A 21,902-nucleotide genomic window follows, 5' to 3' on the forward strand; every position below is an offset into this window, starting at 1 on the left:
CGATGAAGACGGCGATGATGAAGGGGCTCGGGCTGGCGGCGTTTCTGGCGGGCACGCTGCTTGCGCAAGCGGACGGCGACCTGCCCGTGCGCGTGCCGGTGGACGCGGACGGTGTGCAGCGCGTGGTGATCGTCGGCGGCAGCTATTTCTTCCGGCCGAACCACGTGATCGTGCGCGCGCACGTGCCGGTCGAGCTGACCGTTTCGGCCGAACCCGGCGTGGTGCCGCACAGCTTCGAAATCGACGCGCCACCGCAGACGGGCATCGCAGTGCATACCGAACTCGGCACGACGCCGAGAACGTTTCGTTTCACGCCGCAGCAGCCGGGGCGGTTCGCCTACTATTGCACGCACCGGCTGCTGTTTTTGAGGAGCCATCGCGAGCGCGGAATGGAAGGCGTGCTCGATGTCGAGGCGGCGCCGTGATCGCCGCGTTGCTGGCCGCGAGCCTGATAGGAGCGAGCATGACAGCCGATCCCGTGACCGTCGCGCAGGCGCATTTCGACCACGTCCACTCGTACCGTACGACGATCCGCTCGTCGGCGCGCGACGGCGAGCGCACCGAAATCCGCTACGCGTACCTGAAACCGGGCTTCGTCCGGATGGATTTCGTGTCGCCGCATCGGGGCGCGGTGCTCGCGTACGATCCCGGCGACGGCAAGGTGCGGCTGCGCCCGTTCGGCACGCATGCGCCGCCCGCGCTGACGCTGTCGCCGTCCAATCCGCTCGTGCGCGATCGTACCGGCCACCGGGTCGACCGCTCGGACGTCGGCGAACTGCTGCGCAACGTCCATGCGCTGCAGCAGGGCGGCGCGACCGTGACCGAGGGCGAGGAGGCCGTCGGCGGCCGGGCCACGCTGCGCGTGCTGGTCACGGGCGCGCCGGCGCACGCGGTCGACGGCGTGCATCGCTACCGGTTGTGGCTCGACGCCGCGGACGGTTTTCCGCTGAAGGTCGTCAGCTACGCGGACGATGACGACGTGCCGCTCGAAACCGTGACGCTCGACGACGTGGAGATCGACGTCGCGTTTCCCGAGCGTTTCTTCGCGCCCTGACGGCGCGCCGATCCGCGTTCCTGACACGCATGCCGGAGGCTGCATGGCGGAGTACCGGTTTTCGACGATCTGGCGCGTGGATGCGCCGCTCGCGGCGGTCTGGGACGCGATCTACCAGGTCGACCGCTGGCCCGACTGGTGGAAGGGCGCCGTGCGCACCGTCGAACTCGAGCATGGCGACGCGCGCGGCGTCGGCGCGCTGCACCGGTATACATGGAAGGGTGCGCTGCCGTACCGGCTGACCTTCGACATGCGCGTGCGGCGCGTCGAGCCGCCGCATGCGCTCGAAGGCCATGCGAGCGGCGCGATCGAAGGCGACGGACGCTGGACGTTCGCCGCCGACGGCGCGCGCACCGTCGTGCGCTACGACTGGCACATCCGCACGCACGGCTGGATGAACTGGCTGGAGCCGCTCGCACGGCCGTTGTTCCGATGGAATCACGACGTCGTGATGCGCGAAGGCGCGAAGGGGCTCGCGCGGCGGCTGGGCGCGGCCGTCGAGACGGACGGCCGGACCTTCCGGCCGCTGTCGGGCGCGGACTGCGCCGATGCGTGAGGAGCGCGAGGCTGGGCCCGGCGACGCCGGCGGACGAGCGCGTCGCGACGGATGAAATCGGCGCCCGTCCGGTTTTTTTGCTGCGATGTCGTCGGTCTCAGGAACTCCGGGCTTACCCGGTGTCCAAACGGGGCTGGATGAGGTTCGCGGGCCGCACCGGCCGGCCTTCGGAACGGTTTATGTATTTAAGCTATTGTTTTGAAAAGGTTTTTGTTGTTTTCGTGTGTTTATCCCCCGCATCGCCGCCGCGAAAATTCCCCCGGTTTCCCTTCTTGAATTTGTCAAAACCCGTCCATATAATTAGCACTCGCTGCACGAGAGTGCTAACAATTCTCTGCCGGGCGACGAGCCGGGCAGATTCCCTAAGCGTTCTTCAATCTCAGTCAAGAGAGGAGTGAATATGAACCTTCGTCCTTTGCACGATCGCGTGATCGTCAAGCGCCTGGATCAGGAAACCAAGACCGCCTCTGGCATCGTGATCCCCGAAGCAGCAGCCGAGAAGCCGGACCAGGGTGAAATCCTGGCGGTCGGCCCGGGCAAGCGCGACGACAAGGGCGCCCAGATCGCCCTCGACGTGAAGGTTGGCGATCGCGTCCTGTTCGGCAAGTACGCCGGCCAGACCGTGAAGGTCGACGGCCAGGAACTGCTGGTCATGCGCGAAGAAGACATCATGGCCGTGGTCAACGCCAAGTAAGCGTTCCTCGACGGTACATATTCCCAAGAATTCAAGGAGTTAAAGATGGCAGCTAAAGACGTCGTATTCGGCGATTCCGCCCGTTCGAAGATGGTCGAAGGCGTGAACATCCTCGCCAACGCAGTCAAGGTCACGCTGGGTCCGAAGGGCCGCAACGTCGTGCTCGAGCGCAGCTTCGGCGGCCCGACGGTCACCAAGGACGGTGTGTCGGTCGCGAAGGAAATCGAGCTGAAGGACAAGCTCCAGAACATGGGCGCGCAAATGGTCAAGGAAGTCGCTTCCAAGACCAGCGACAACGCAGGCGACGGCACGACGACGGCAACCGTCCTCGCGCAATCGATCGTTCGCGAAGGCATGAAGTACGTTGCATCGGGCATGAACCCGATGGACCTGAAGCGCGGCATCGACAAGGCAGTCGCAGCGGCTGTCGAAGAGCTGAAGAAGATCAGCAAGCCGTGCACGACCAACAAGGAAATCGCACAGGTCGGCTCGATCTCGGCGAACAGCGATTCGTCGATCGGCGATCGCATCGCTGAAGCGATGGACAAGGTCGGCAAGGAAGGCGTCATCACCGTCGAAGACGGCAAGTCGCTGGCCGACGAACTCGACGTCGTCGAAGGCATGCAATTCGACCGCGGCTACCTGTCGCCGTACTTCATCAACAACCCGGACAAGCAAGTCGCCGTCCTCGACAACCCGTTCGTGCTGCTGCACGACAAGAAGGTGTCGAACATCCGTGATCTGCTGCCGGTGCTCGAGCAAGTCGCGAAGGCTGGCCGTCCGCTGCTGATCATCGCTGAAGACGTCGAAGGCGAAGCGCTCGCGACGCTGGTCGTCAACAACATCCGCGGCATCCTGAAGACCGTCGCGGTCAAGGCACCGGGCTTCGGCGATCGTCGCAAGGCGATGCTGGAAGACATCGCGATCCTGACCGGCGGTCAAGTCGTCGCGGAAGAAACCGGCCTGACGCTCGAGAAGGCAACGCTGGCAGAACTGGGCCAGGCGAAGCGCATCGAAGTGGGCAAGGAAAACACGACGATCATCGACGGCGCAGGCGAAGCCGTGAACATCGAAGCACGCGTGAAGCAAGTGCGCGCGCAAATCGAAGAAGCGACGTCGGACTACGACCGTGAAAAGCTGCAAGAGCGCGTGGCCAAGCTGGCAGGCGGCGTTGCAGTGATCAAGGTCGGTGCTGCGACCGAAGTCGAAATGAAGGAAAAGAAGGCGCGTGTCGAAGACGCACTGCACGCAACCCGCGCAGCTGTGGAAGAAGGCATCGTGGCCGGCGGCGGCGTCGCGCTGATCCGCGCACGCACCGCGATCGCAGGCCTGACCGGCGCGAACGCCGACCAGAACGCCGGCATCAAGATCGTGCTGCGCGCGATGGAAGAGCCGCTGCGCCAGATCGTCACGAACGGCGGCGAAGAAGCCAGCGTCGTGGTGGCGGCGGTTGCTGCAGGCACGGGCAACTACGGCTACAACGCAGCAACGGGCGAGTACGTCGACATGGTTGAAGCCGGCGTCGTCGACCCGACCAAGGTCACGCGCACCGCACTGCAGAACGCAGCTTCGGTTGCAGGCCTGCTGCTGACGACGGACGCAGCTGTCGCGGAACTGCCGAAGGAAGACGCACCGATGCCGGGCGGCATGCCGGGCGGCATGGGCGGCATGGGCATGGACATGTAATCGACTTCGGTCGATGGTGTCCGGAGCGCGCAGCGATGCGCGTTCCAGCCAAAAGAAAAGACCCGCAGCGATGCGGGTCTTTTTTTATGTGCGCGCGGTTTTGGATGCGGGCATGAGGCTGCCGGATACGTCACGCACCGAAGCGGCGCGGCGTGCGGCGGCGGGACCTGCCCGCCGCGTCGCGACTCAATGCCGGTGCGACGTCCGCGGAACCGGGTCGGCCTTCACGGCCGGCGGCGTGTCCGAATCGTCGTTGCTGCGCGCCCAGAAGAACCGGTCGGGCAGGTACGCGCCCATGCCGGGCCGGAACGCGTCGCGCACGGCCTGGTACAGGTACTCCTGCGCCTCGCGCACGGCCTCGGGCGGCTCCTGGCCGTTCGCGAGCAGCGCCGCGATGGCCGCGCCGAGCGTATCGGTGATGCCCATCAGCCGGTGCGGCGAGCGATCCCACATATCTTCGCGGAGCTGACCTTCCTCGCCGTACAGCGTGTTGACGAGCCGGTGCGAGCCCGTTTCCGACGACAGGATGTATTCGCAGCCCTGCGACAGCAGGTGCGACACGGCCGCATCGAGATTCGGTGCCTCGGCATCGCCGTCCGGCTGCGCGAGCGCGATCAGCGTCGCGTGGTCGGCGACCAGCAACGTGGTTTGCGGCGCCAGCAGGTCGGCGATCGATTCGCGCAGGTCGTCGGCGGCGAGCACGTGTTCGTCGTCGAGCGTGAAGTCCGGCGCGAGCACGAGCGGCACGCCGTCGTAGTCGGCGACGACTTCGGCGATCGCGCTCACGACTTCCGCGCGCGTCGCCGCGCCGATCTTGAATGCGGCAACCGGCATGTCTTCGAGCAGCATGCGCGCTTGCGCGGCGACGACGTCGGGGTCGAGGCCGGTCACTTCTTCGCAGGCGGCCGAGTCGCGCACGGTATAGCCGGTCAGGACGGACACGCCGTGACAGCCCATGCTCGCCAGGGTCATCAGATCGGCTTGGAGGCCGGAGCCGCCGGTGGGATCGGACAGGCCGAAGGTGAGGACGATCGGAGGGGCGTTGCTGGACATGTAAAAATGGGGCAAGAGAAAAACGGAGAAGCGACGGAGATGCGGACGGCGAGGCGAATGGGCTTTTTCGGCCCTGTGTTGCCCGGCAGGCCGCACTTTTCAACCATTATGCGGTGGAATCCGGCCGGTACGACGGATTTTTTAGCGCAGCGCAACGTAGTCGCCGTCCTCCAGCGCGATTGCTAGGCAGTCCGGCCCCGACACGGTACCATCATGGCTCCCGAATTTACCGACTTTTCCCCGACGCGGCTTAAGATGGAATACAAGAGCTGGATGTGCCTGATTTGTGGCTGGATTTACGACGAAGAAGCCGGGCTGCCGGAAGAGGGCATCGCCCCGGGCACGCGCTGGGAAGACGTCCCGATCAACTGGACGTGCCCCGAATGCGGTGCCCGCAAGGAAGACTTCGAGATGGTCCAGATCTGATCGGACCGCTGGCCCACGGACACCCCGCTCAGGCCTCGCACCGGCCCGGCGCTCACGCGCCGCGGTTCGCGCGAGCGACTTGACGATCACAGGCGCGCGTGTCCATGACGTCCGATCCGGCGAACGTTCCCCTCCCTGACGCATTGCCCAACCCGCGCGGCGGAGCCGTGCGCGCGGCCGACGCATGGCTGGCGGCGGCTGCCGACGCCTTCGAGCGGCGCGACGACGCCGCGGCGCCGCTTGCCGCGGCCGCGGCCGTGCTGGCGGAAGCCGGCTGGCTGCCGGCCGCGCGTTTCGCCGGGCAACTGTCGGCCACCGTGCCGCTCGTCGCCACCGAGCCGACTTCGGCCGGCTGGCGTGCCGCGCTGCGCGACTTTCGTGCGGCCGTCGGGCGCCACAACCTGCGCGAGCTCGCGTGCTCGCCCGTTCTCTTCGAGCATTTCCGTGCGTTGCGGGTGCAAAGCGCCGCCGACCTGCGCGCGAGCGCGCCGCTCGATGCGCTCGCGCTGGTCGGTCGCGCGGTGCCGCCCGCCACACTGCGCGCGCTGCCCGATGCATTCGCGATCCGGATCCGGGCCCGCTACGAGCAGGCGCTGCTGGGCGTGCTGCGCGCCGAACACGGCGCGCCGGGGGCGGCGCTCGACGAACTCGACGCGATGCTGGCCGCGCTCACCGACGACGAGCCGTACGATTTCTGGCGGCTCGCGGCCGCGTGCGTGCGCGCGCTGCGAGCAAGCGGCGCGCCCGAGCTGAAGCGCTTTCTCGCGCGAACCAACCTGCTGCTCGGCGAACACGCGCAGGGCCGGCGCGCGGCGCCGCCCGACCTGGTGCGCGAGACGGTGGCGCTGCTGTGGCGCGATTTCGCGCTGTTCGGCGCCGCGGCCGAGGACGTCGCGCTCGTCGACGTGCTGCACGACTACGGGTTGACGGTCGACTGGCACGTCGCCGGCACGCCCGCATCCGAAGCATTGTGGGAGGCCGATGCCGCGCGGGCCGAGCACGATGCGCTCGCTGTCGCGCCCACTCGCGCGCTCGGCGTCGTGACCGTCAACGCGCATGCCTATGAGGATTTCCTGCAGACCGCCGATGCGTCGATGGCCGACCTCGCGGCCAACCCGGCCACGGCCGACGCGGGCGCCGCATGGCACGCGTCCGGCGCGGCCTATCGGGTCGGCACGGCCGCGTGCGCGCTCGGGCTCGGCCACGCGGCGCTGCTGGCCGACACGCTCGGTCTGGCGTGGCGCCGTGCGGCGCACGGCGTGCCGCTTGCCGACGGCGGCCTCGATGCGCACCGCCACGCGTCCGACATGCTGCGCGCGGCGCTCCTGAAGATCGCGGCCGGCGTCGCGCCGCCGGATCTCACGGCGGCGTCCGAAGCGCTCGGCGCCGCGCTCGGCCGGACCTGACGAACAAGGGGACGGACACGCGACTGCGACCCTTGTCGCGCGGGCCTGCAACACGCTCCCGACAGCGCCCGCGCGCGTGTTAGAGTGCCGTGTGATCCGCGCGCGCCGTTGCCAGCGCGGCGCGGCGTTGCTTGTTGATCGCGGCCCGGTCAGGTCGCGGCGTCTTTGCTAAAATTCAAACCATGTCAAAGCCTTCCGATCGCATCAATCTCACCAACCAGTTCCTGATCGCCATGCCCAACATGGCCGATCCGACGTTCTCGGGAACGGTGGTCTATCTTTGCGATCACAGCGAGCGCGGTGCGCTCGGCCTCGTCATCAATCGTCCTACCGACATCGACCTCGAATCGCTGTTCAACCGCATCGACCTGAAGCTCGACATCGAGCCGCTGCTGCACATTCCCGTGTACTTCGGCGGCCCGGTCCAGACCGAGCGCGGCTTCGTGCTGCACGAGCCGGTCGAGGGCGCGAGCTACAACTCGTCGATGTCCGTCGACGGCGGGCTCGAGATGACGACGTCGAAGGACGTGCTCGAGGCGGTCGCGACGGGCACCGGCCCGAAACGCTTCCTGCTGACGCTCGGCCATGCAGGCTGGGGCGCCGGGCAGCTCGAGGAAGAAATTTCCCGCAACGGCTGGCTGACGGTCGCCGCCGATCCGCGCATCGTGTTCGACACGCCGGCCGAGGAGCGCTTCGAAGCCGCGCTCGGCCTGCTCGGCGTCAGCTCGTCGATGCTGTCCGGCGAGGCAGGGCACGCATGAGCGGCGCGAGCGCGCGCGATGCGACGCTCCTGGCGTTCGACTACGGCGAGAAACGGATCGGCGTCGCGATCGGCAACGCGCTGACGCGCTCGGCCCGTGCGCTCCTCGTGATTCAGAACCTGAACCGCGAACACCGCTTCAAGGCGGTCGGCGACCTGCTGGCCGAATGGCGGCCGGACGCGCTCGTCGTGGGCTTGCCGATGCATCCGGACGGCACGCCGCACGACATGACGCAGCAGGCGAAGCGCTTCGGCAACCAGTTGAACGGCCGCTTCGGGCTGCCCGTCACGTGGGTCGACGAGCGCTATTCGTCGGTCGAGGCCGAGGCCGGGCTGCGCGAGCGCAACGTGCGCGGCCGCGCACGCGCCGACATTCTCGATGCCGAAGCCGCGCGCGTCATTCTTCAACAGTATCTCGATCAATTGTCCGACCATGAGCACCATTGACGCCGAGGCGCTTTACCGCGTCCTGCTCGACCAGATCCGCGCCGCGTACGGCACGGCGTTCGCCGAACCGGGCGGCCCGCGGCTCGCCGGCATTCACAGCGGCGGCGCGTGGCTCGCCGAGCGCCTCGCGCGCGATCTCGGCGCCCCGGCGTTCGGCGTCATCAACGTCGCGCTGCACCGCGACGACTACGCGAAGAAAGGGCTGCACAGCCAGGCCAGCCCGACGTCGCTGCCGTTCGACGTCGACGGCGCGCGCATCGTGCTCGTCGACGACGTGCTGTACACCGGGCGCACCGTGCGCGCCGCGCTCAACGAGCTGTTCGACTACGGCCGTCCGGCCGCGGTCGAGCTCGCGGTGCTCGCCGATCGTGGCGGCCGCGAGCTGCCGGTCGCCGCGCGCTTCGCCGGCGGCACGCTCGACGTGCCGGCCGACGCGACGCTCGTGCTCGCGCGCGACGATGCGCGGTTCACGCTGCGCGTCGAGTCGCACGGCGCCTGAACGACACGCGAACCGTATCCCGGGCCGCTGGTTTGCACCGCGGCCCGTTTGCATAGTTGGAATCACGCATACCATGACCACCGACACCACTGGCCGCACCGGCAATCCCGCGGCGGCCGCGAGCCCCGACCGGTTTCGCTACGGTTTCCTGAAGGGCAACCCGCAGCTCACGAAAAACGGCGAGCTGAAACATCTGCTGTCGATCGAGGGCCTGCCGCGCTCGATCGTCAATCACATCCTCGATACGGCCGAGCAGTTCGTCAGCGTGACGGACCGTGAAGTGAAGAAGGTGCCGCTGCTGCGCGGCAAGTCCGTGTTCAACCTGTTCTTCGAGAACTCGACGCGCACGCGCACGACCTTCGAGATCGCCGCGACGCGCCTGTCGGCCGACGTGCTGAACCTGAACATCAATGCGTCGTCGACCAGCAAGGGCGAATCGCTGCTCGACACGATCAACAACCTGTCGGCGATGCATGCCGACCTGTTCGTCGTGCGCCACGCGTCGAGCGGCGCGCCGTACCTGATCGCCGAGCACTGCGCGCCGCACGTGCACGTGATCAACGCCGGCGACGGCCGCCATGCGCACCCGACGCAGGGCCTGCTCGACATGTACACGATCCGTCACTACAAGCGCGACTTCACGAAGCTGCGCGTGGCGATCGTGGGCGACATCCTCCATTCGCGCGTCGCGCGCTCCGACATCCATGCGCTCACCACGCTCGGCGTGCCGGAAGTGCGCGCGATCGGCCCGCGCACGCTGCTGCCGGGCGGGCTCGAGCAAATGGGCGTGAAGGTGTTCAACAACCTCGACGAAGGGCTGAAGGGCGTCGACGTGATCATCATGCTGCGCCTGCAGAACGAACGGATGAGCGGCGCGCTGCTGCCGTCCGCGCAGGAGTACTTCAAGACGTGGGGCCTGACGCCCGAGCGCCTCGCGCTCGCCGCGCCCGACGCGATCGTGATGCACCCGGGCCCGATGAACCGAGGCGTCGAAATCGATTCGCAGGTCGCCGACGGTCCGCAGTCGGTAATCCTCAATCAGGTCACGTTCGGCATCGCGGTGCGGATGGCGGTGATGGGCATCGTCGCCGGCAACAGCGACTGAGCCCGCTTTCGCGCATCCTTGTTCAGGCATTCAACGCAATCAACGCATTCACAGACAGCGCATGAAGATTCATATCAAAGGCGGCACGCTGATCGACCCGGTCGCCGGTACCGAACGGCAGGCCGACGTATTCGTCGCGGACGGCAAGATCGCCGCGCTCGCGGCGGCTGGTTCAGCGCCGGCCGGTTTCAACGCGGACAAGACGATCGACGCATCGGGCCTGATCGTCGCGCCCGGCCTCGTCGACCTGTGCGCGCGGCTGCGCGAGCCCGGCTACGAACACAAGGCGACGCTCGCGTCCGAGATGGCCGCGGCCGTCGCGGGCGGCGTCACGACCCTCGTGTGCCCGCCGGACACCGACCCCGTGCTCGACGAGCCGGGCCTCGTCGAAATGCTCAAGTTCCGCGCGCGCAACCTGCACCAGGCGAACGTTCATCCGCTCGGCGCGCTGACGGTCGGCCTCAAGGGCGAGGTCATCACCGAGATGGTCGCGCTGACCGAATCCGGCTGCGTCGGCTTCACGCACGCCAACGTGCCGGTGCGCGACACGCAGGTGCTGCTGCGCGCGCTGCAGTATGCGAGCACCTACGGCTACACGACGTGGCTGCGTCCGCTCGACGCGTTCATCGGCCGCGGCGGCGTGGCCGCGAGCGGCGCGCTCGCATCGCGGCTCGGGCTGTCCGGCGTGCCGGTGGCGGCCGAAACGATCGCACTGCACACCATTTTCGAGCTGATGCGCGTGACGGGCGCGCGCGTGCATCTCGCGCGGCTGTCGTCGTCGGCCGGGCTGGCGCTCGTGCGCGCGGCAAAGGCGGAAGGGCTGCCCGTGACCTGCGACGTCGGCGTGAACCACATCCACCTGATCGACGTCGACATCGGCTATTTCGATTCGCAGTTCCGGCTCGACCCGCCGTTGCGCGGCGAGCGCGACCGCGAAGCGATCCGCGTGGCGCTCGCCGACGGCACGATCGACGCGATCTGCTCGGATCACACGCCGGTCGACGACGACGAGAAACTGCTGCCGTTCGGTGAAGCGACGCCGGGCGCGACGGGGCTCGAGCTGCTGCTGTCGCTGACGCTGAAGTGGGCGGACGAGACGCGCACGCCGCTCGCGCAGGCGCTGCGCCGCATCACGTCCGCGCCGGCCGACGTGCTGCAGTTGCCCGCAGGCCGCCTCGCCGAAGGCAGCGCGGCCGACCTGTGCGTGTTCGATCCGCGCGCGCACTGGCGCGTCGAGCCGCGTGCGCTGAAGAGCCAGGGCCACAATTCGCCGTTCCTCGGCTACGAACTGCCGGCCACCGTGCGCGCGACGCTCGTGGCGGGGCAAGTCGCGTTCGAGCGCCACTGAACCAAGCCGGATCTTCGTCATGACCGCTCTTCGCAAGCTGCGTCTCGTCTTTCATCTGCTGCGCGGCATGGCGATCGTCGCGCTGCGCTTTTCGCACGTCACGCCCGCGCGCCGCGCCGAGCTGATACGCCGCTGGTCGGTCAAGATGCTGCGGATCTGCGGGATGCGCCTCGTCGTCCACAACGACGGCGCGCGGCTCGACGCAAGCGCGCTCGTCGTGGGCAATCACGTATCGTGGATCGACATCTATGCGGTCAACGCGTGGCGGCCGACGCCGTTCGTGTCGAAGGCCGAGGTGCGGCAGTGGCCGGTCGTCGGCTGGCTCGCCGAGAAGCTCGACACTGTGTTCCTGCAGCGCGAGAAGCGTACCGAGGCGATGCGGATCATGCACGAGATGGCCGAGCGGTTGCGTAAAGGCGGCGTGATGTGCGTGTTTCCGGAAGGGACGACGTCCGATGGCCAGGATCTGCTGCCGTTCCATGCGAACCTGTTCCAGGCCGCGGTATCGGCCGGCTGCGCGGTGCAGCCGATCTGTCTGATGTACGAGGATGCGCACGGGCGGCAGTCGGTCGCGCCGGCCTACACGGGCGACCTGTCGCTCGGCAAGTCGCTCGACATGGTGCTGCGCGGCGGCCCGCTCGTCGCGCATCTGTACGTGTGCGAACCGATCGCGCCGGGCGGCGACCGTCGCGCGACGTCCGCGGCCGCGCGCGACGCGATCGCCGCCGCACTGGCGACGCTGCAGGAGAAGGTCGGCAAGCCGACGGCCGAGTCGCTCGCCGAGTTGCAGAAGCATGCGTTTCCGGCGGCCGAGCTCGGCGCAGGTGCGACGGGCGATGCGACGACCGACGCGCCCGTGGCGGGGCGCGAGGGGTGAAGCGTTTTCCGGTCGTGCGAATCAGGGCGTAATCACTCGCCGCCCGGCACGCGGCACGCTTCGCACTGCACCTGCGTGACCGTGCGCTGCGCCGGATCGGCCGTCAATCGCACGGCCGACAACTGGTTTCCCCATACGCATCCCGAATCGAGCGCGACGACGTTGTCGCGCAGCATCAGGCCGAGCGCGGCCCAGTGCCCGAACACGACCGTCACGTCTTCGGTGCGGCGCCCCGGCACGTCGAACCATGGCAGGTAGCCAGGCGGTGCGCTGTCGGGGCCGCCGTTCGCCTTGAACTCCATTACGCCGTCGGGCGTGCAGAAGCGCAGGCGCGTGAATGCGTTGAAGGCTACGCGCATGCGGTCGCGTTTTTTCAGGTTCGGGTTCCATTGGTTCGGCTCGTTGCCGTACAGGTTCTGCAACGTGTCGCGCCAGTCGGGGGCGCGGAGCGAGCGCTGGAGTTCGTCCGCGAGTTCGAGGGCGAGCGTGGTGTCCCATTGCGGGAGGACGCCAGCGTGGACGAGCAGTTTGCCGTCTTCGAAATGGGCGAACGGACGGTGGCGGACCCAGTCGAGCAGGGCTTCGGCGTCAGGGGCCGTGAGGATCTCGCCGATCGTGTCGCCGGGGCGTTCGGTGCGCAGCCCGGCGGAGACCGCAAGCAGGTGAAGGTCGTGATTGCCGAGTACGACGGTCGCGCGCGGGCCGAGATCGATCACCGCGCGCAGCGCGGCGAGCGAGCCCGGGCCGCGATTGACGACGTCGCCGGCGATCCAGAGCGGCGTGTCGGCGGGGGCTGAAAGCTTTTCCAGCAGCGATTGGAAAGCTGAATGACAGCCTTGGATGTCGCCGATGGCAATGGGGGGGCTGTTCATGAGTGGCGAATCCTGCAGATTTCTCAGATGGAAGAAAAGTACTCGTAACTCCGCGCCATTTTACGATTGTTGTTCTCCTGAATGCCCTTGATTCGGCAGGAAATTTTATTGCCGGCAAGGGTGCGGAGCGCTGTATCAAGTTGTTAGCGGCATGGCATTTGCGACGGGGGGCTCCCTATAATTGTCGTTTTCCCGAACAAAATTAGCATTTCATGACTTTGGCGGTCATGCCGACCGGTTAAAATTCCCGGTCTGATGTGGCGACCATCGCCAGGTGCTTCGAATTTTGACGCGGCGACCGCCTGGAGGCGCTTGCCGCGCGTTACTACCCAGGGAGTCTCATGATTCTGGTTACGGGCGGCGCGGGCTTTATCGGTGCAAATTTTGTACTCGACTGGCTGCGCGACTCCGACGAAGCGGTGCTCAATGTCGACAAGCTGACCTATGCTGGTAACCTCCGTACGCTGCAATCGCTGGACGGCAATTCGAAGCACGTGTTCGCACGCGTCGACATCTGCGATCGTACCGCGCTCGACGCGCTGTTCGCCGAGTACAAGCCGCGCGCGGTGCTGCACTTCGCCGCGGAAAGCCACGTCGACCGCTCGATCCATGGCCCGGCCGATTTCGTGCAGACCAATGTCGTCGGCACGTTCACACTGCTGGAAGCGGCCCGTCAGCACTGGAATGGCCTGAACGACGCCGACAAGGCGGCGTTCCGCTTCCTGCACATATCGACCGACGAAGTATTTGGCTCGCTGTCCGCCACCGATCCGCAATTCTCTGAGACGACGCCGTATGCACCGAACAGCCCGTATTCCGCGACGAAGGCGGGTTCGGATCACCTCGTGCGCGCGTACCATCACACATACGGCTTGCCGACGCTGACGACGAACTGTTCGAACAACTACGGCCCGTACCAGTTCCCCGAGAAACTGATCCCGCTGATGATCGCGAACGCGCTCGCCGGCAAGCCGCTGCCCGTGTACGGCGATGGCCAGAACGTGCGCGACTGGCTGTATGTCGGCGACCACTGCAGCGCGATCCGCGAAGTGCTGGCGCGTGGCGTGCCGGGCGAGACGTACAACGTCGGCGGCTGGAACGAAAAGAAGAACCTCGAAGTCGTGCATACGCTGTGCGATCTGCTCGATCGCGCGCGGCCGAAAGCTTCGGGTTCCTATCGTGACCAGATCGCTTACGTGACTGATCGTCCCGGACACGATCGCCGTTACGCGATCGACGCGCGAAAGCTCGAGCGCGAACTCGGTTGGAAACCCGCCGAGACGTTCGAAACCGGGCTCGGGAAGACGGTGGATTGGTATCTCGATAACCAGATCTGGGTCGACGAAGTCGCGTCGGGCGAATACCGGAAATGGGTCGAGACGAACTATGCGCGGCGCGCTTGAGGATCGAAGCGATGGTACGTAAAGGCATCATTCTCGCCGGCGGGTCGGGCACTCGGCTATATCCGATTACCCACGCCGTGTCGAAGCAACTCCTGCCGGTGTACGACAAGCCGATGATCTACTACCCGTTGTCTACGTTGATGATTGCGGGTATCCGGGACGTACTGATCATCTCGACACCGCAGGACACTCCGCGCTTCGAATCGATGCTGGGTGACGGCAGCCAATGGGGGATGAACCTCCAGTATGCGGTGCAGCCGTCGCCGGACGGTCTTGCGCAGGCGTTCGTGATCGGCCGGGATTTCGTCGGCAACGATCCGTCGGCGCTCATCCTGGGCGACAACATCTTTTACGGGCATGATCTCGCGAAGCAACTCGAGCGCGCGGACGCGGCCGAGGCAGGGGCTACGGTGTTTGCCTACCATGTGCACGATCCCGAGCGTTATGGCGTCGTCGAATTCGACGCGTCGTTCCGTGCATTGTCGATCGAGGAGAAGCCCGCGAAACCGCGTTCGAACTATGCGGTCACGGGGCTGTACTTCTACGACAACCGCGTATGCGACATCGCGGCCGACATCAAGCCCTCGGCGCGCGGCGAGCTGGAAATTACCGACATCAATTCGCGATATCTGGCGGATGGTGCGCTGAACGTCGAGATCATGGGGCGTGGCTACGCATGGCTCGACACGGGTACCCACGATTCGCTGATCGAAGCGGCGAGCTTCATCGCGACACTGCAGAAGCGGCAGGGACTTGTCGTTGCATGCCCTGAAGAGATTGCGTACCGCAGGGGCTGGATCGACGCGGAGCGTGTGCTGCAGCTGGCACAGCCGCTGTCGAAAAACGCTTACGGGCAGTACCTCAGGAACCTTCTCACGAATCAGGTCGCATGGCTATCCAAGTAACGGAAACGGCGCTACCCGAAGTCAAGGTCATCGAGCCGAAGGTGTTTGGCGATGCGCGCGGTTATTTCTACGAAAGCTTCAATGCATGCGAGTTTGCAGAGCAGGTCGGTCCGGGCATCGAGTTCGTGCAGGACAATCACTCGCGTTCATCGAAGGGCGTGCTGCGCGGATTGCACTATCAGATCGAACACGCGCAGGGCAAGCTTGTACGAGTGGTCGAGGGCGAGGTGTTCGATGTCGCGGTCGATATTCGACGCAGTTCGCCAAACTTCGGCAAGTGGGTCGGGGTGATGCTGTCGCAGAATAACCACCGGCAGCTATGGGTGCCCCCCGGCTTTGCGCATGGCTTCCTCGTGCTTTCGGAGGCAGCGCAGTTCCTGTACAAGACGACCGATTACTGGTTCCCGGAGCATGAGCGCTGCATCGCGTGGAATGATCGCGAAATCGGGATCGAATGGCCGTTCGAGGGCCAACCGGTGCTGGCGGCGAAAGACGCGGCGGGCAAGTCTCTGAGAGAGGCCGAAGTCTATGCGTGAGGGCCACATGCGACCCGCCCCGACGATTCTCGTGACGGGTGTCAACGGTCAAGTGGGATTCGAACTGTTGCGTACGCTGCAGGGGCTCGGGCGCGTGGTGGCGTGTGACCGAACGATGCTGGATTTGTCGGACCTGGATCGGGTGCGGGCCGTGGTGCGCGACCTGAAGCCGGCAATCATTGTGAATCCGGCGGCTTATACCGCCGTGGACAAGGCCGAAACGGACGTCGATGCAGCACGGTGCCTGAATACCGATGTGCCGCGTGTCTTTGCGGAGGAGGCATTGCGGCTGAACGCGTTGCTCGTTCATTACTCGACCGACTATGTGTTCGATGGCGCAAAGCAGGGCGTCTATGTCGAAACGGACGAGACCAATCCGCAAAACGTGTACGGCCTGACTAAGCTTGACGGCGAGCGGGCCATTGCAGCGACGGGTTGCGATCACTTGATATTGCGTACGAGCTGGGTCTATGGGCGTCGCGGCAAGAACTTCCTGCTCACGATGCTCAAGCTTGCAGCCGAGCGATCCGAGCTACGGGTTGTGGCCGATCAACTCGGGGCGCCCACTTGGGCGAACTCGATTGCCGCTGTGACCGCACATATTCTGGCGCAGTCCATGGCACCGAATGCCGGTAACGGGCGGGCGCCGCGCTCTGGTGTCTATCATCTTGCCGCCGCCGGAGAGACGTCATGGCATGGCTTTGCGCAGGAGATTTTCCGACTGGCGCTGGGAGAAAAGGCGCCGCGAGTGTTGCCGATCGCCGCGAGCGAATACCCGGCGCCGGCCCGACGCCCCGCAAACTCGCGCATGTGCGGGGAGAAACTGGCTAGTACGTTCGGCGTACGGATGCCGGCATGGAATGAAGCGCTCCAACTATGTCTGGATTCCTGAATGGGCGGTGACCTGGTTGCGGGTGGGCAAAGTGACCGTTGCGATAAACTAATCGGCTCCGTGCGCGTTGCCTTGTCGGTCCGCCGGCGAGTGCGACGCAGTTACGCGCGGGTGTCCCGACGTCGGAGGTGGCTGCATCGGCGATGGGAGACAATGCCGGACGAATCGATTCAATGAATGGTGCTGTAGCGATGGACTCAACGTCACAAAATTTTGCTTCCGGCGAGCCGGTTCAGTCCGCCGATGCTCTCGCGGTGCTGCAGGCCCGCGTAGAGGTGCTCGAGACCGAGCTTGTGCAAGCACGGGCACAAGTTCGTGAGGCAACGATGCGCGCGCGCCGGAACAGCTATCAGGCCTCTGCCGCGCAGGCGCAAGCAGAGGCGGCAGAGCGTCAACTGAGTGTGGTTCTGTCCAGTTCGTCCTGGCGCATCACCGCTCCGGTTCGCGCCGTCGCGCACGTCGCGAAATCTGCAATCCGATTCGCGCGTGATCCATCGTGGCCAGTATTGAAGCGGCGCAGCATGTCGCTTCTCCGCGAAACTGCGCGCCGGAGCTCATTGGCGCGGGCGATGGTGTTTTGGGTGCGGGATCGCCACCCGCGACTTTGGGCGAGGCTCGCGCCGCTGGCGGCCCCTCGCTTTGCCGCAGCGCAGTCCATTTCGGTTACACGTTGGAAGGAAGGGAGCGTCTCTCGCCGGAACTACGCTGAACTCGTTGCTGCGCGCGCGCCGCAATGTGATCGAGCCGCCATCGAGAGCTTTCTTGACTCAGACATGAGAGGCGTCGACTCCCGAAAGCTCGCCGGACGGCTGGCCGAAATCTGTGCCGCTACCGTGGCGGGGCGCGACGGCGGACCGACTGCGCTGTGATGGCGACGGAATCAGATAGCAGTTCTTACATCATGCACAACGGAGTAACACGCGCAGTGGGTTCATCAAACACCGGATTGGAAATCATGGCCGACATCGAGGGTAAGTCGTTCCCTGCATACTCACAGCGAACGGGCGCCATCCATCAGTTTCATTCCGGAAGTGCGGTTGCGGATGCTGTGACCAACAGCATGTTCATGATCCAGGCGCTGCTGCGTGAGTTGGGTTTCGAGTCCGATATCTTTGCCGAACACGTTGCACCGGAACTGACCGGCAGTATCCGCTATTTCAGGGAGTACGCCGGATCCAAAGAAGACGTGATGCTGTTGCATCATTCGATGGGGCATGATCAGGACGAGTGGGTCACGAATCTGCCGTGCACGACCATTTTGGTCTACCACAACATTACGCCCGAATCGTTTTTCGATGAGCGCTCTCCTTTCCGACATTATGCTGCCAAGGGTCGCGCCCAACTGGACGCGTTTCGTGAGCACTTCGCGGCAGCAATCGCGGTGTCCGATCTCAATGCGCGAGAACTTGCAGAGTGCGGCTACGGAAAGGTTACGACGATTCCACTCCTGATCGATGCGGCAGCGATTCGCTCGGCAGAATGGAACGACATGCTCGTTCAAGAACAGTCACAGGTGATGACGGTCTTGTTCGTCGGCCGCATTTCGCCGAACAAGGCGCATCGCGACCTCGTCGAAGCAGCGGCCCAGCTTCGGGCAATGATGCCCCGGCCGTTCCAGTTCGTGTTTGTCGGAGGGTACGGAGAAGATGAGCCATACTATCTCGAACTGCGGCAACTAATCGATGAGCTTGAACTGGGCGAGATCGTCCGGTTTGCGGGGAAGGTGTCTGATGCCGATCTCTATGGCTGGTACCGGGCGGCAAGTGCGTTCCTGTGTCTCAGCGATCATGAGGGTTTTGGCGTTCCACTAATCGAGGCGATGACTTTCGATGTGCCGGTGATCGCGTATGCGAGTAGCAATATCGAATCGACCCTCGGCGGTGCCGGATTGCTCATTCACGACAAGCACCCGCAAGCTGTAGCAGCGCTCTTGCGCGCCGTATCCGAAGACCGCGCGCTGCGTCGCGCCATAGTTGTCGAGCAGCGCAAGCGGGTTCGACAATTCGAGCGCCCGGCGCTGCTGGAGCAATTGCAGCAGTTCCTCCGCCAGCAAGGTATCGAGATTCCGCAGCCGGTCGACACATGCACTCGTACCGATGTGGAGCGTTCGCCACACTATCAAGTCGAGGGGCCGTTCGAGACGTCATACAGTCTCGCGCTGACCAATCGCGAACTTGCTTTCGCACTTGATCGTGCAAACCCAGGTGAAGTCGGCTTGTTTGCAACCGAGGGGCCGGGCGACTATGCGCCTGACGTTCAAAAAATCAGTGCGATACGCGGGCTTCCCCAGCTTGCGGCGCGTGGCAGCAAGCGCAGTGGTGCGGACGTCGTTGTCCGCGACCTCTATCCGCCGCGTGTTCACGACATGGACGGCCTGTACAATTTCCTGCACTTCGCATGGGAAGAGTCAGAACTGCCCGCTGCCTGGATCGGTGCATTCAATGAGCATCTCGATGGAGTGGCCGCGATCTCGACGTTCGTCGCAAAGGTCATGCGAGACAACGGCTATGCCGGGTTGCTTGCTCCGGTGGGCAACGGTGTCGATCATGTCGCCCGAGCCGAGCGGCTCGAGTATCGCGGCCCGCTCGGAAAGGGCTTTCGTTTTCTGCACATCTCGTCGTGCTTTCCGCGCAAGGGTGTCGACGTATTGCTCGACGCGTTCGCGAAGGCCTTCACCGCTCGTGACGATGTATCGCTGATTATCAAGACGTTTCCTAATCCGCACAACACGGTTTCAGCCCAGATCCAGGCTTTGCGCCGGCGCTACCCCGAATGTCCGGAGATCATCCTCATCGAGGAAGACCTGGACGCGGGCGTGATCGTGGACCTCTACCATCGGTGCCACGCGTTCGTTGCGCCGTCTCGAGGAGAGGGTTTTGGTTTGCCCATGGGCGAGGCGATGTGGTTCGGTCTCCCCGTGATCACCACGGCATTTGGCGGCCAAGCCGACTTCTGCACAGACGAGACTGCGTGGCCGGTCGACTTTACGTTCGAGCGCGCCAAGACGCACCTTGGGTTGTTCGACTCCGTCTGGGCGGAGCCCAATGTCGACAGTCTCGTCGCGCAACTGAAAGCGGTGCGCGAAGCGACGGCCGAAGCACGTGCCGAAAAAGCGGAGCGCGGCCGTGCGCTGCTCGAATCGCGCTTCACGTGGGACCGTTGTGCCGAACGACTGATCGCGCTGGAAGCGTCGGCCCAGCGTCTGGAGCCTGCGTCCGCGCGGCGAGTGCGGCTCGCATGGATTTCGTCGTGGAACACGAAATGCGGAATCGCGACCTATTCATCATTCCTGGTCGGTAGTCTCGATCCGGCATGGTTCGATGTCAGGATTCTCGCATCGCGTGATCCTGCCGTCATCATCGAGGACGGTCCGGAAGTAACGCGGTGCTGGACGGATCAGCGTGGCCGCATCGACGACTTGCTGGCAGAACTCGATCGGTGTCGGCCGGACGCGATCATGTTGCAGCACAACTTCGGCTTCTTCAGCATGCCTTCGACGGCCCGAATCGTCGAGTATGCGAACGCACATGACATTCCCATCGTGATTACGTTTCACTCGACCAAGGATGTCGATGCGTCGGACTATCGAGCCTCGCTGTCGGAAATCGCCGACGCGCTGCGTGGCGCAGACCGCCTGCTAGTGCATAGCATCGACGACCTGAATCGGCTGCGGATGCTGGGTCTAATTGATAACGCGACGCTGTTTCCGCATGGTGTGCATGCACGCGATTCGTCCGACCGGCTTGCATGTAGGGCGGCGCTGAACATTCCCATCGATGCTCCGGTGATTGCTACATACGGCTTCCTGCTTCCGCACAAGGGCTTGGAAGAGATCATCGAAGCGTTCTCGACGATGTCAAAAGAACTACCGCAGGCACGTCTGTTAATGGTCAACGCGCTGTACCCGGTTCGCGACTCGGAATTGACGGCAGAGCGATGCAGAAGCCTCATCAAGACGTTCAATCTCGAAGAGCGGGTGCAGATGATTACCGACTTCCTTCCCGATCGCGAGAGCTTCGCGTATCTGGACGCGGCCGACCTTATCGTGTTCGCGTATCAAGATACGGCCGAATCGGCGAGTGGCGCCGTGCGTTACGGATTGGCTGCCAATCGACCGGTTGCCTGCACCCCGATCCCGATTTTCGATGATCTCGGTGAGCTTGTGCATCGGTTTTCCGGCACCGATGCGCGCGCGATTTCTGCTGATTTGGCGACATTGCTCGGCGATTCCGCGCTACTGCGAAGCAAGGCCGATGCTCAGGCAGCGTGGATCCACGCTCGGTCGTGGGACGAGATGTCCTTGCGGCTGGGCGGAATTGTCCGCGGGCTCGTCGGCGAGCGGTCGTCTGTCCGCCGAGGCGGCTGATAAAATGGCGGGTTTGCCAAGCGGGAGCGGGGGCGCGGGAGGTGAGTCACCGCTGTTGATCGCCGTCCCAACGGGCGCGATGTAAACGGGCTAAAAGGTGCCTGAGTTCGTCGCGTAACAGGGATGGCCAGGGCGTGTCATTCGAGTCCGCCGTCGAAGGGACTCTAATTATTTGGGTATCGAAAACCGATGCAGGACAAAGCACATCACTCCGTTGGGAGTTCACTGAGGTTGGCGTGGATGCTCGCGAAGCGAGATCTGAAGAATCGCTACGCCAGCTCGTACGCGGGTACGGCATGGAACGTGGGCGTACCGCTTCTTTATTCGCTCATCAACGTGGTCGTGTTCTCGATCCTGATGCGGGGACGAATGGGGGCGCAATACGGTGACATTCCGTTTGCACTTTTCTATTTCGTGCCGTTCTCGCTTTGGACAGTCTTCACCGAAGTGACGGGACGAAGCACTGGCATCCTGCGGGAATACAGCTATCTCATCAGCAAGATTGCGTTTCCGGTCTGGGTCTTGCCGTTGATTCCGCTCACGTCGGCGTTGATCAGCCAGGGCATCATTTTCGTTTTCGTAATCGGCCTGTTGATCATCAAAGGCGTCGTGCCGGGAACCATGATCTGGATGTTTCCCGTTATCTGGGCGCTCTCGCTCGCGATCTCGATTGGTTTTGCCTATGGCATCTCGGCCATTTCGGTCTATGTCCCAGATATGGTGCCGGTTGTTCCGTTGTGCACGAATATTATTTTTTGGCTCACGCCGATCCTGTATCCGGCGACGATGGTAGAAGCATCACGCATGATATGGATGCGCAACATCGTCATGACGCTTAATCCGTTCTACTACATGGTGGAGACGTCACGGCAGGCCGTATTTCCAGGGATCCCGTTTAATTGGGAATACATCGGGATTCTAATTGTTGTGGCGGCAGGTACCGTTGCGATCGGTGCATATATTTTTCGCAAGCTGAAGCCCGGCTTCGCAGACGTCCTTTAAGGGTTAGAGTTAGTT

22 protein-coding genes are annotated in these 21,902 nt (G+C 64.4%); 20 read left to right on the top strand and 2 right to left on the bottom strand.

What is annotated here, in order from left to right; translation table 11 throughout:
* Positions 1 to 2 precede the first annotated feature (2 nt).
* The 5 genes from CFB46_RS08080 (at position 3) to groL (ending at position 3,990) form a co-directional block, all read left to right on the top strand.
* On the top strand, positions 3 to 425 hold the full coding sequence (locus tag CFB46_RS08080) for a quinol oxidase (RefSeq protein WP_089500375.1): 423 nt from the start codon (positions 3 to 5) through the stop codon (positions 423 to 425).
* A complete protein-coding gene (locus CFB46_RS08085; protein ID WP_089499705.1) occupies positions 422 to 1,054 on the top strand; it encodes a LolA family protein in 633 nt (210 codons plus the stop codon). The genes CFB46_RS08080 and CFB46_RS08085 overlap by 4 nt, the downstream gene beginning before the upstream one ends.
* A gap of 43 nt (positions 1,055 to 1,097) precedes the next feature.
* Positions 1,098 to 1,610: an SRPBCC family protein gene (locus CFB46_RS08090; RefSeq protein ID WP_089499706.1), complete on the top strand. Its 513-nt coding sequence runs from the start codon at positions 1,098 to 1,100 to the stop codon at positions 1,608 to 1,610.
* Between the two features lie 400 nt (positions 1,611 to 2,010).
* Positions 2,011 to 2,304 carry a co-chaperone GroES gene (groES, locus tag CFB46_RS08095; protein WP_027783698.1) on the top strand — a complete coding sequence of 98 codons (294 nt, stop codon included), beginning with the start codon at positions 2,011 to 2,013 and terminating at the stop codon, positions 2,302 to 2,304.
* Between the two features lie 45 nt (positions 2,305 to 2,349).
* Positions 2,350 to 3,990: a chaperonin GroEL gene (gene groL, locus CFB46_RS08100; RefSeq protein ID WP_027783699.1), complete on the top strand. Its 1,641-nt coding sequence runs from the start codon at positions 2,350 to 2,352 to the stop codon at positions 3,988 to 3,990.
* A gap of 186 nt (positions 3,991 to 4,176) precedes the next feature.
* Here the strand turns inward: groL and CFB46_RS08105 are convergent, their stop codons facing one another.
* Positions 4,177 to 5,043, bottom strand: a complete 867-nt coding sequence (locus CFB46_RS08105; protein WP_027783700.1) for a hydroxymethylpyrimidine/phosphomethylpyrimidine kinase — start codon at positions 5,041 to 5,043, stop codon at positions 4,177 to 4,179.
* A 255-nt stretch (positions 5,044 to 5,298) separates the two neighbouring features.
* On the opposite strand from CFB46_RS08105, the gene CFB46_RS08110 reads away from it, so the two are divergent.
* From CFB46_RS08110 to CFB46_RS08145, 8 genes are all read left to right on the top strand, one after another.
* Positions 5,299 to 5,469, top strand: coding sequence for a rubredoxin (locus tag CFB46_RS08110; protein ID WP_004186709.1), 171 nt, complete (start codon positions 5,299 to 5,301; stop codon positions 5,467 to 5,469).
* Between the two features lie 104 nt (positions 5,470 to 5,573).
* Positions 5,574 to 6,875 carry a hypothetical protein gene (locus tag CFB46_RS08115; protein WP_089499707.1) on the top strand — a complete coding sequence of 434 codons (1,302 nt, stop codon included), beginning with the start codon at positions 5,574 to 5,576 and terminating at the stop codon, positions 6,873 to 6,875.
* 182 nt (positions 6,876 to 7,057) lie between these two features.
* Positions 7,058 to 7,636 carry a YqgE/AlgH family protein gene (locus tag CFB46_RS08120; protein ID WP_006491354.1) on the top strand — a complete coding sequence of 193 codons (579 nt, stop codon included), beginning with the start codon at positions 7,058 to 7,060 and terminating at the stop codon, positions 7,634 to 7,636.
* Complete coding sequence (gene ruvX / locus CFB46_RS08125) at positions 7,633 to 8,082, top strand: Holliday junction resolvase RuvX (RefSeq protein WP_089499708.1); 450 nt, start codon at positions 7,633 to 7,635, stop codon at positions 8,080 to 8,082. The genes CFB46_RS08120 and ruvX overlap by 4 nt, the downstream gene beginning before the upstream one ends.
* Complete coding sequence (gene pyrR / locus CFB46_RS08130; protein ID WP_027783703.1) at positions 8,069 to 8,581, top strand: bifunctional pyr operon transcriptional regulator/uracil phosphoribosyltransferase PyrR; 513 nt, start codon at positions 8,069 to 8,071, stop codon at positions 8,579 to 8,581. The genes ruvX and pyrR overlap by 14 nt, the downstream gene beginning before the upstream one ends.
* A 73-nt stretch (positions 8,582 to 8,654) precedes the next feature.
* The gene (locus CFB46_RS08135) at positions 8,655 to 9,686 is read left to right on the top strand and encodes an aspartate carbamoyltransferase catalytic subunit (RefSeq protein ID WP_027783704.1); all 1,032 of its coding nucleotides are present in this window, start codon (positions 8,655 to 8,657) and stop codon (positions 9,684 to 9,686) included.
* Positions 9,687 to 9,747: 61 nt separating this feature from the next.
* Entirely contained in the window at positions 9,748 to 11,034 is a 1,287-nt protein-coding gene (locus CFB46_RS08140; protein ID WP_089499709.1) for a dihydroorotase, read from the top strand.
* 19 nt (positions 11,035 to 11,053) lie between these two features.
* Entirely contained in the window at positions 11,054 to 11,911 is an 858-nt protein-coding gene (locus CFB46_RS08145) for a lysophospholipid acyltransferase family protein (RefSeq protein ID WP_089499710.1), read from the top strand.
* Positions 11,912 to 11,943: 32 nt separating this feature from the next.
* Here CFB46_RS08145 and CFB46_RS08150 read toward each other — a convergent pair whose 3' ends face one another.
* A complete protein-coding gene (locus CFB46_RS08150; RefSeq protein WP_089499711.1) occupies positions 11,944 to 12,783 on the bottom strand; it encodes a symmetrical bis(5'-nucleosyl)-tetraphosphatase in 840 nt (279 codons plus the stop codon).
* A gap of 341 nt (positions 12,784 to 13,124) precedes the next feature.
* Between CFB46_RS08150 and rfbB the strand changes: the two genes are divergently transcribed.
* From rfbB to CFB46_RS08180, 7 genes are all read left to right on the top strand, one after another.
* A complete protein-coding gene (gene rfbB, locus CFB46_RS08155; protein WP_089499712.1) occupies positions 13,125 to 14,186 on the top strand; it encodes a dTDP-glucose 4,6-dehydratase in 1,062 nt (353 codons plus the stop codon).
* An 11-nt stretch (positions 14,187 to 14,197) separates the two neighbouring features.
* A complete protein-coding gene (gene rfbA, locus CFB46_RS08160) occupies positions 14,198 to 15,091 on the top strand; it encodes a glucose-1-phosphate thymidylyltransferase RfbA (RefSeq protein ID WP_089499713.1) in 894 nt (297 codons plus the stop codon).
* On the top strand, positions 15,076 to 15,627 hold the full coding sequence (rfbC, locus tag CFB46_RS08165) for a dTDP-4-dehydrorhamnose 3,5-epimerase (RefSeq protein WP_089499714.1): 552 nt from the start codon (positions 15,076 to 15,078) through the stop codon (positions 15,625 to 15,627). The genes rfbA and rfbC overlap by 16 nt, the downstream gene beginning before the upstream one ends.
* A complete protein-coding gene (gene rfbD / locus CFB46_RS08170) occupies positions 15,620 to 16,519 on the top strand; it encodes a dTDP-4-dehydrorhamnose reductase (RefSeq protein WP_089499715.1) in 900 nt (299 codons plus the stop codon). The genes rfbC and rfbD overlap by 8 nt, the downstream gene beginning before the upstream one ends.
* A gap of 173 nt (positions 16,520 to 16,692) precedes the next feature.
* Positions 16,693 to 17,388, top strand: coding sequence for a hypothetical protein (locus CFB46_RS35140; protein WP_143751596.1), 696 nt, complete (start codon positions 16,693 to 16,695; stop codon positions 17,386 to 17,388).
* Positions 17,389 to 17,474: 86 nt separating this feature from the next.
* A complete protein-coding gene (locus CFB46_RS08175; RefSeq protein ID WP_179235050.1) occupies positions 17,475 to 20,885 on the top strand; it encodes a glycosyltransferase in 3,411 nt (1,136 codons plus the stop codon).
* Positions 20,886 to 21,074: 189 nt separating this feature from the next.
* A complete protein-coding gene (locus CFB46_RS08180; RefSeq protein WP_089499717.1) occupies positions 21,075 to 21,887 on the top strand; it encodes an ABC transporter permease in 813 nt (270 codons plus the stop codon).
* The last annotated feature ends 15 nt before the right edge of the window (positions 21,888 to 21,902 follow it).

This window comes from Burkholderia sp. HI2761 (assembly GCF_002223355.1).
Lineage (GTDB): Bacteria > Pseudomonadota > Gammaproteobacteria > Burkholderiales > Burkholderiaceae > Burkholderia.

Bases quoted from the DNA above. Each gene is read 5' to 3' on its own strand.
- CFB46_RS08080 (WP_089500375.1), top strand. From the start codon at position 3: ATGAAGACGGCGATGATGAAGGGGCTCGGGCTGGCGGCGTTTCTGGCG.
- CFB46_RS08090 (WP_089499706.1), top strand. From the start codon at position 1,098: ATGGCGGAGTACCGGTTTTCGACGATCTGGCGCGTGGATGCGCCGCTC.
- groES (WP_027783698.1), top strand. From the start codon at position 2,011: ATGAACCTTCGTCCTTTGCACGATCGCGTGATCGTCAAGCGCCTGGAT.
- groL (WP_027783699.1), top strand. From the start codon at position 2,350: ATGGCAGCTAAAGACGTCGTATTCGGCGATTCCGCCCGTTCGAAGATG.
- CFB46_RS08105 (WP_027783700.1), bottom strand. From the start codon at position 5,043: ATGTCCAGCAACGCCCCTCCGATCGTCCTCACCTTCGGCCTGTCCGAT.
- CFB46_RS08110 (WP_004186709.1), top strand. From the start codon at position 5,299: ATGGAATACAAGAGCTGGATGTGCCTGATTTGTGGCTGGATTTACGAC.
- CFB46_RS08115 (WP_089499707.1), top strand. From the start codon at position 5,574: ATGACGTCCGATCCGGCGAACGTTCCCCTCCCTGACGCATTGCCCAAC.
- CFB46_RS08120 (WP_006491354.1), top strand. From the start codon at position 7,058: ATGTCAAAGCCTTCCGATCGCATCAATCTCACCAACCAGTTCCTGATC.
- ruvX (WP_089499708.1), top strand. From the start codon at position 7,633: ATGAGCGGCGCGAGCGCGCGCGATGCGACGCTCCTGGCGTTCGACTAC.
- pyrR (WP_027783703.1), top strand. From the start codon at position 8,069: ATGAGCACCATTGACGCCGAGGCGCTTTACCGCGTCCTGCTCGACCAG.
- CFB46_RS08135 (WP_027783704.1), top strand. From the start codon at position 8,655: ATGACCACCGACACCACTGGCCGCACCGGCAATCCCGCGGCGGCCGCG.
- CFB46_RS08140 (WP_089499709.1), top strand. From the start codon at position 9,748: ATGAAGATTCATATCAAAGGCGGCACGCTGATCGACCCGGTCGCCGGT.
- CFB46_RS08145 (WP_089499710.1), top strand. From the start codon at position 11,054: ATGACCGCTCTTCGCAAGCTGCGTCTCGTCTTTCATCTGCTGCGCGGC.
- CFB46_RS08150 (WP_089499711.1), bottom strand. From the start codon at position 12,783: ATGAACAGCCCCCCCATTGCCATCGGCGACATCCAAGGCTGTCATTCA.
- rfbB (WP_089499712.1), top strand. From the start codon at position 13,125: ATGATTCTGGTTACGGGCGGCGCGGGCTTTATCGGTGCAAATTTTGTA.
- rfbA (WP_089499713.1), top strand. From the start codon at position 14,198: ATGGTACGTAAAGGCATCATTCTCGCCGGCGGGTCGGGCACTCGGCTA.
- rfbC (WP_089499714.1), top strand. From the start codon at position 15,076: ATGGCTATCCAAGTAACGGAAACGGCGCTACCCGAAGTCAAGGTCATC.
- rfbD (WP_089499715.1), top strand. From the start codon at position 15,620: ATGCGTGAGGGCCACATGCGACCCGCCCCGACGATTCTCGTGACGGGT.
- CFB46_RS35140 (WP_143751596.1), top strand. From the start codon at position 16,693: ATGAATGGTGCTGTAGCGATGGACTCAACGTCACAAAATTTTGCTTCC.
- CFB46_RS08175 (WP_179235050.1), top strand. From the start codon at position 17,475: ATGGCCGACATCGAGGGTAAGTCGTTCCCTGCATACTCACAGCGAACG.
- CFB46_RS08180 (WP_089499717.1), top strand. From the start codon at position 21,075: ATGCAGGACAAAGCACATCACTCCGTTGGGAGTTCACTGAGGTTGGCG.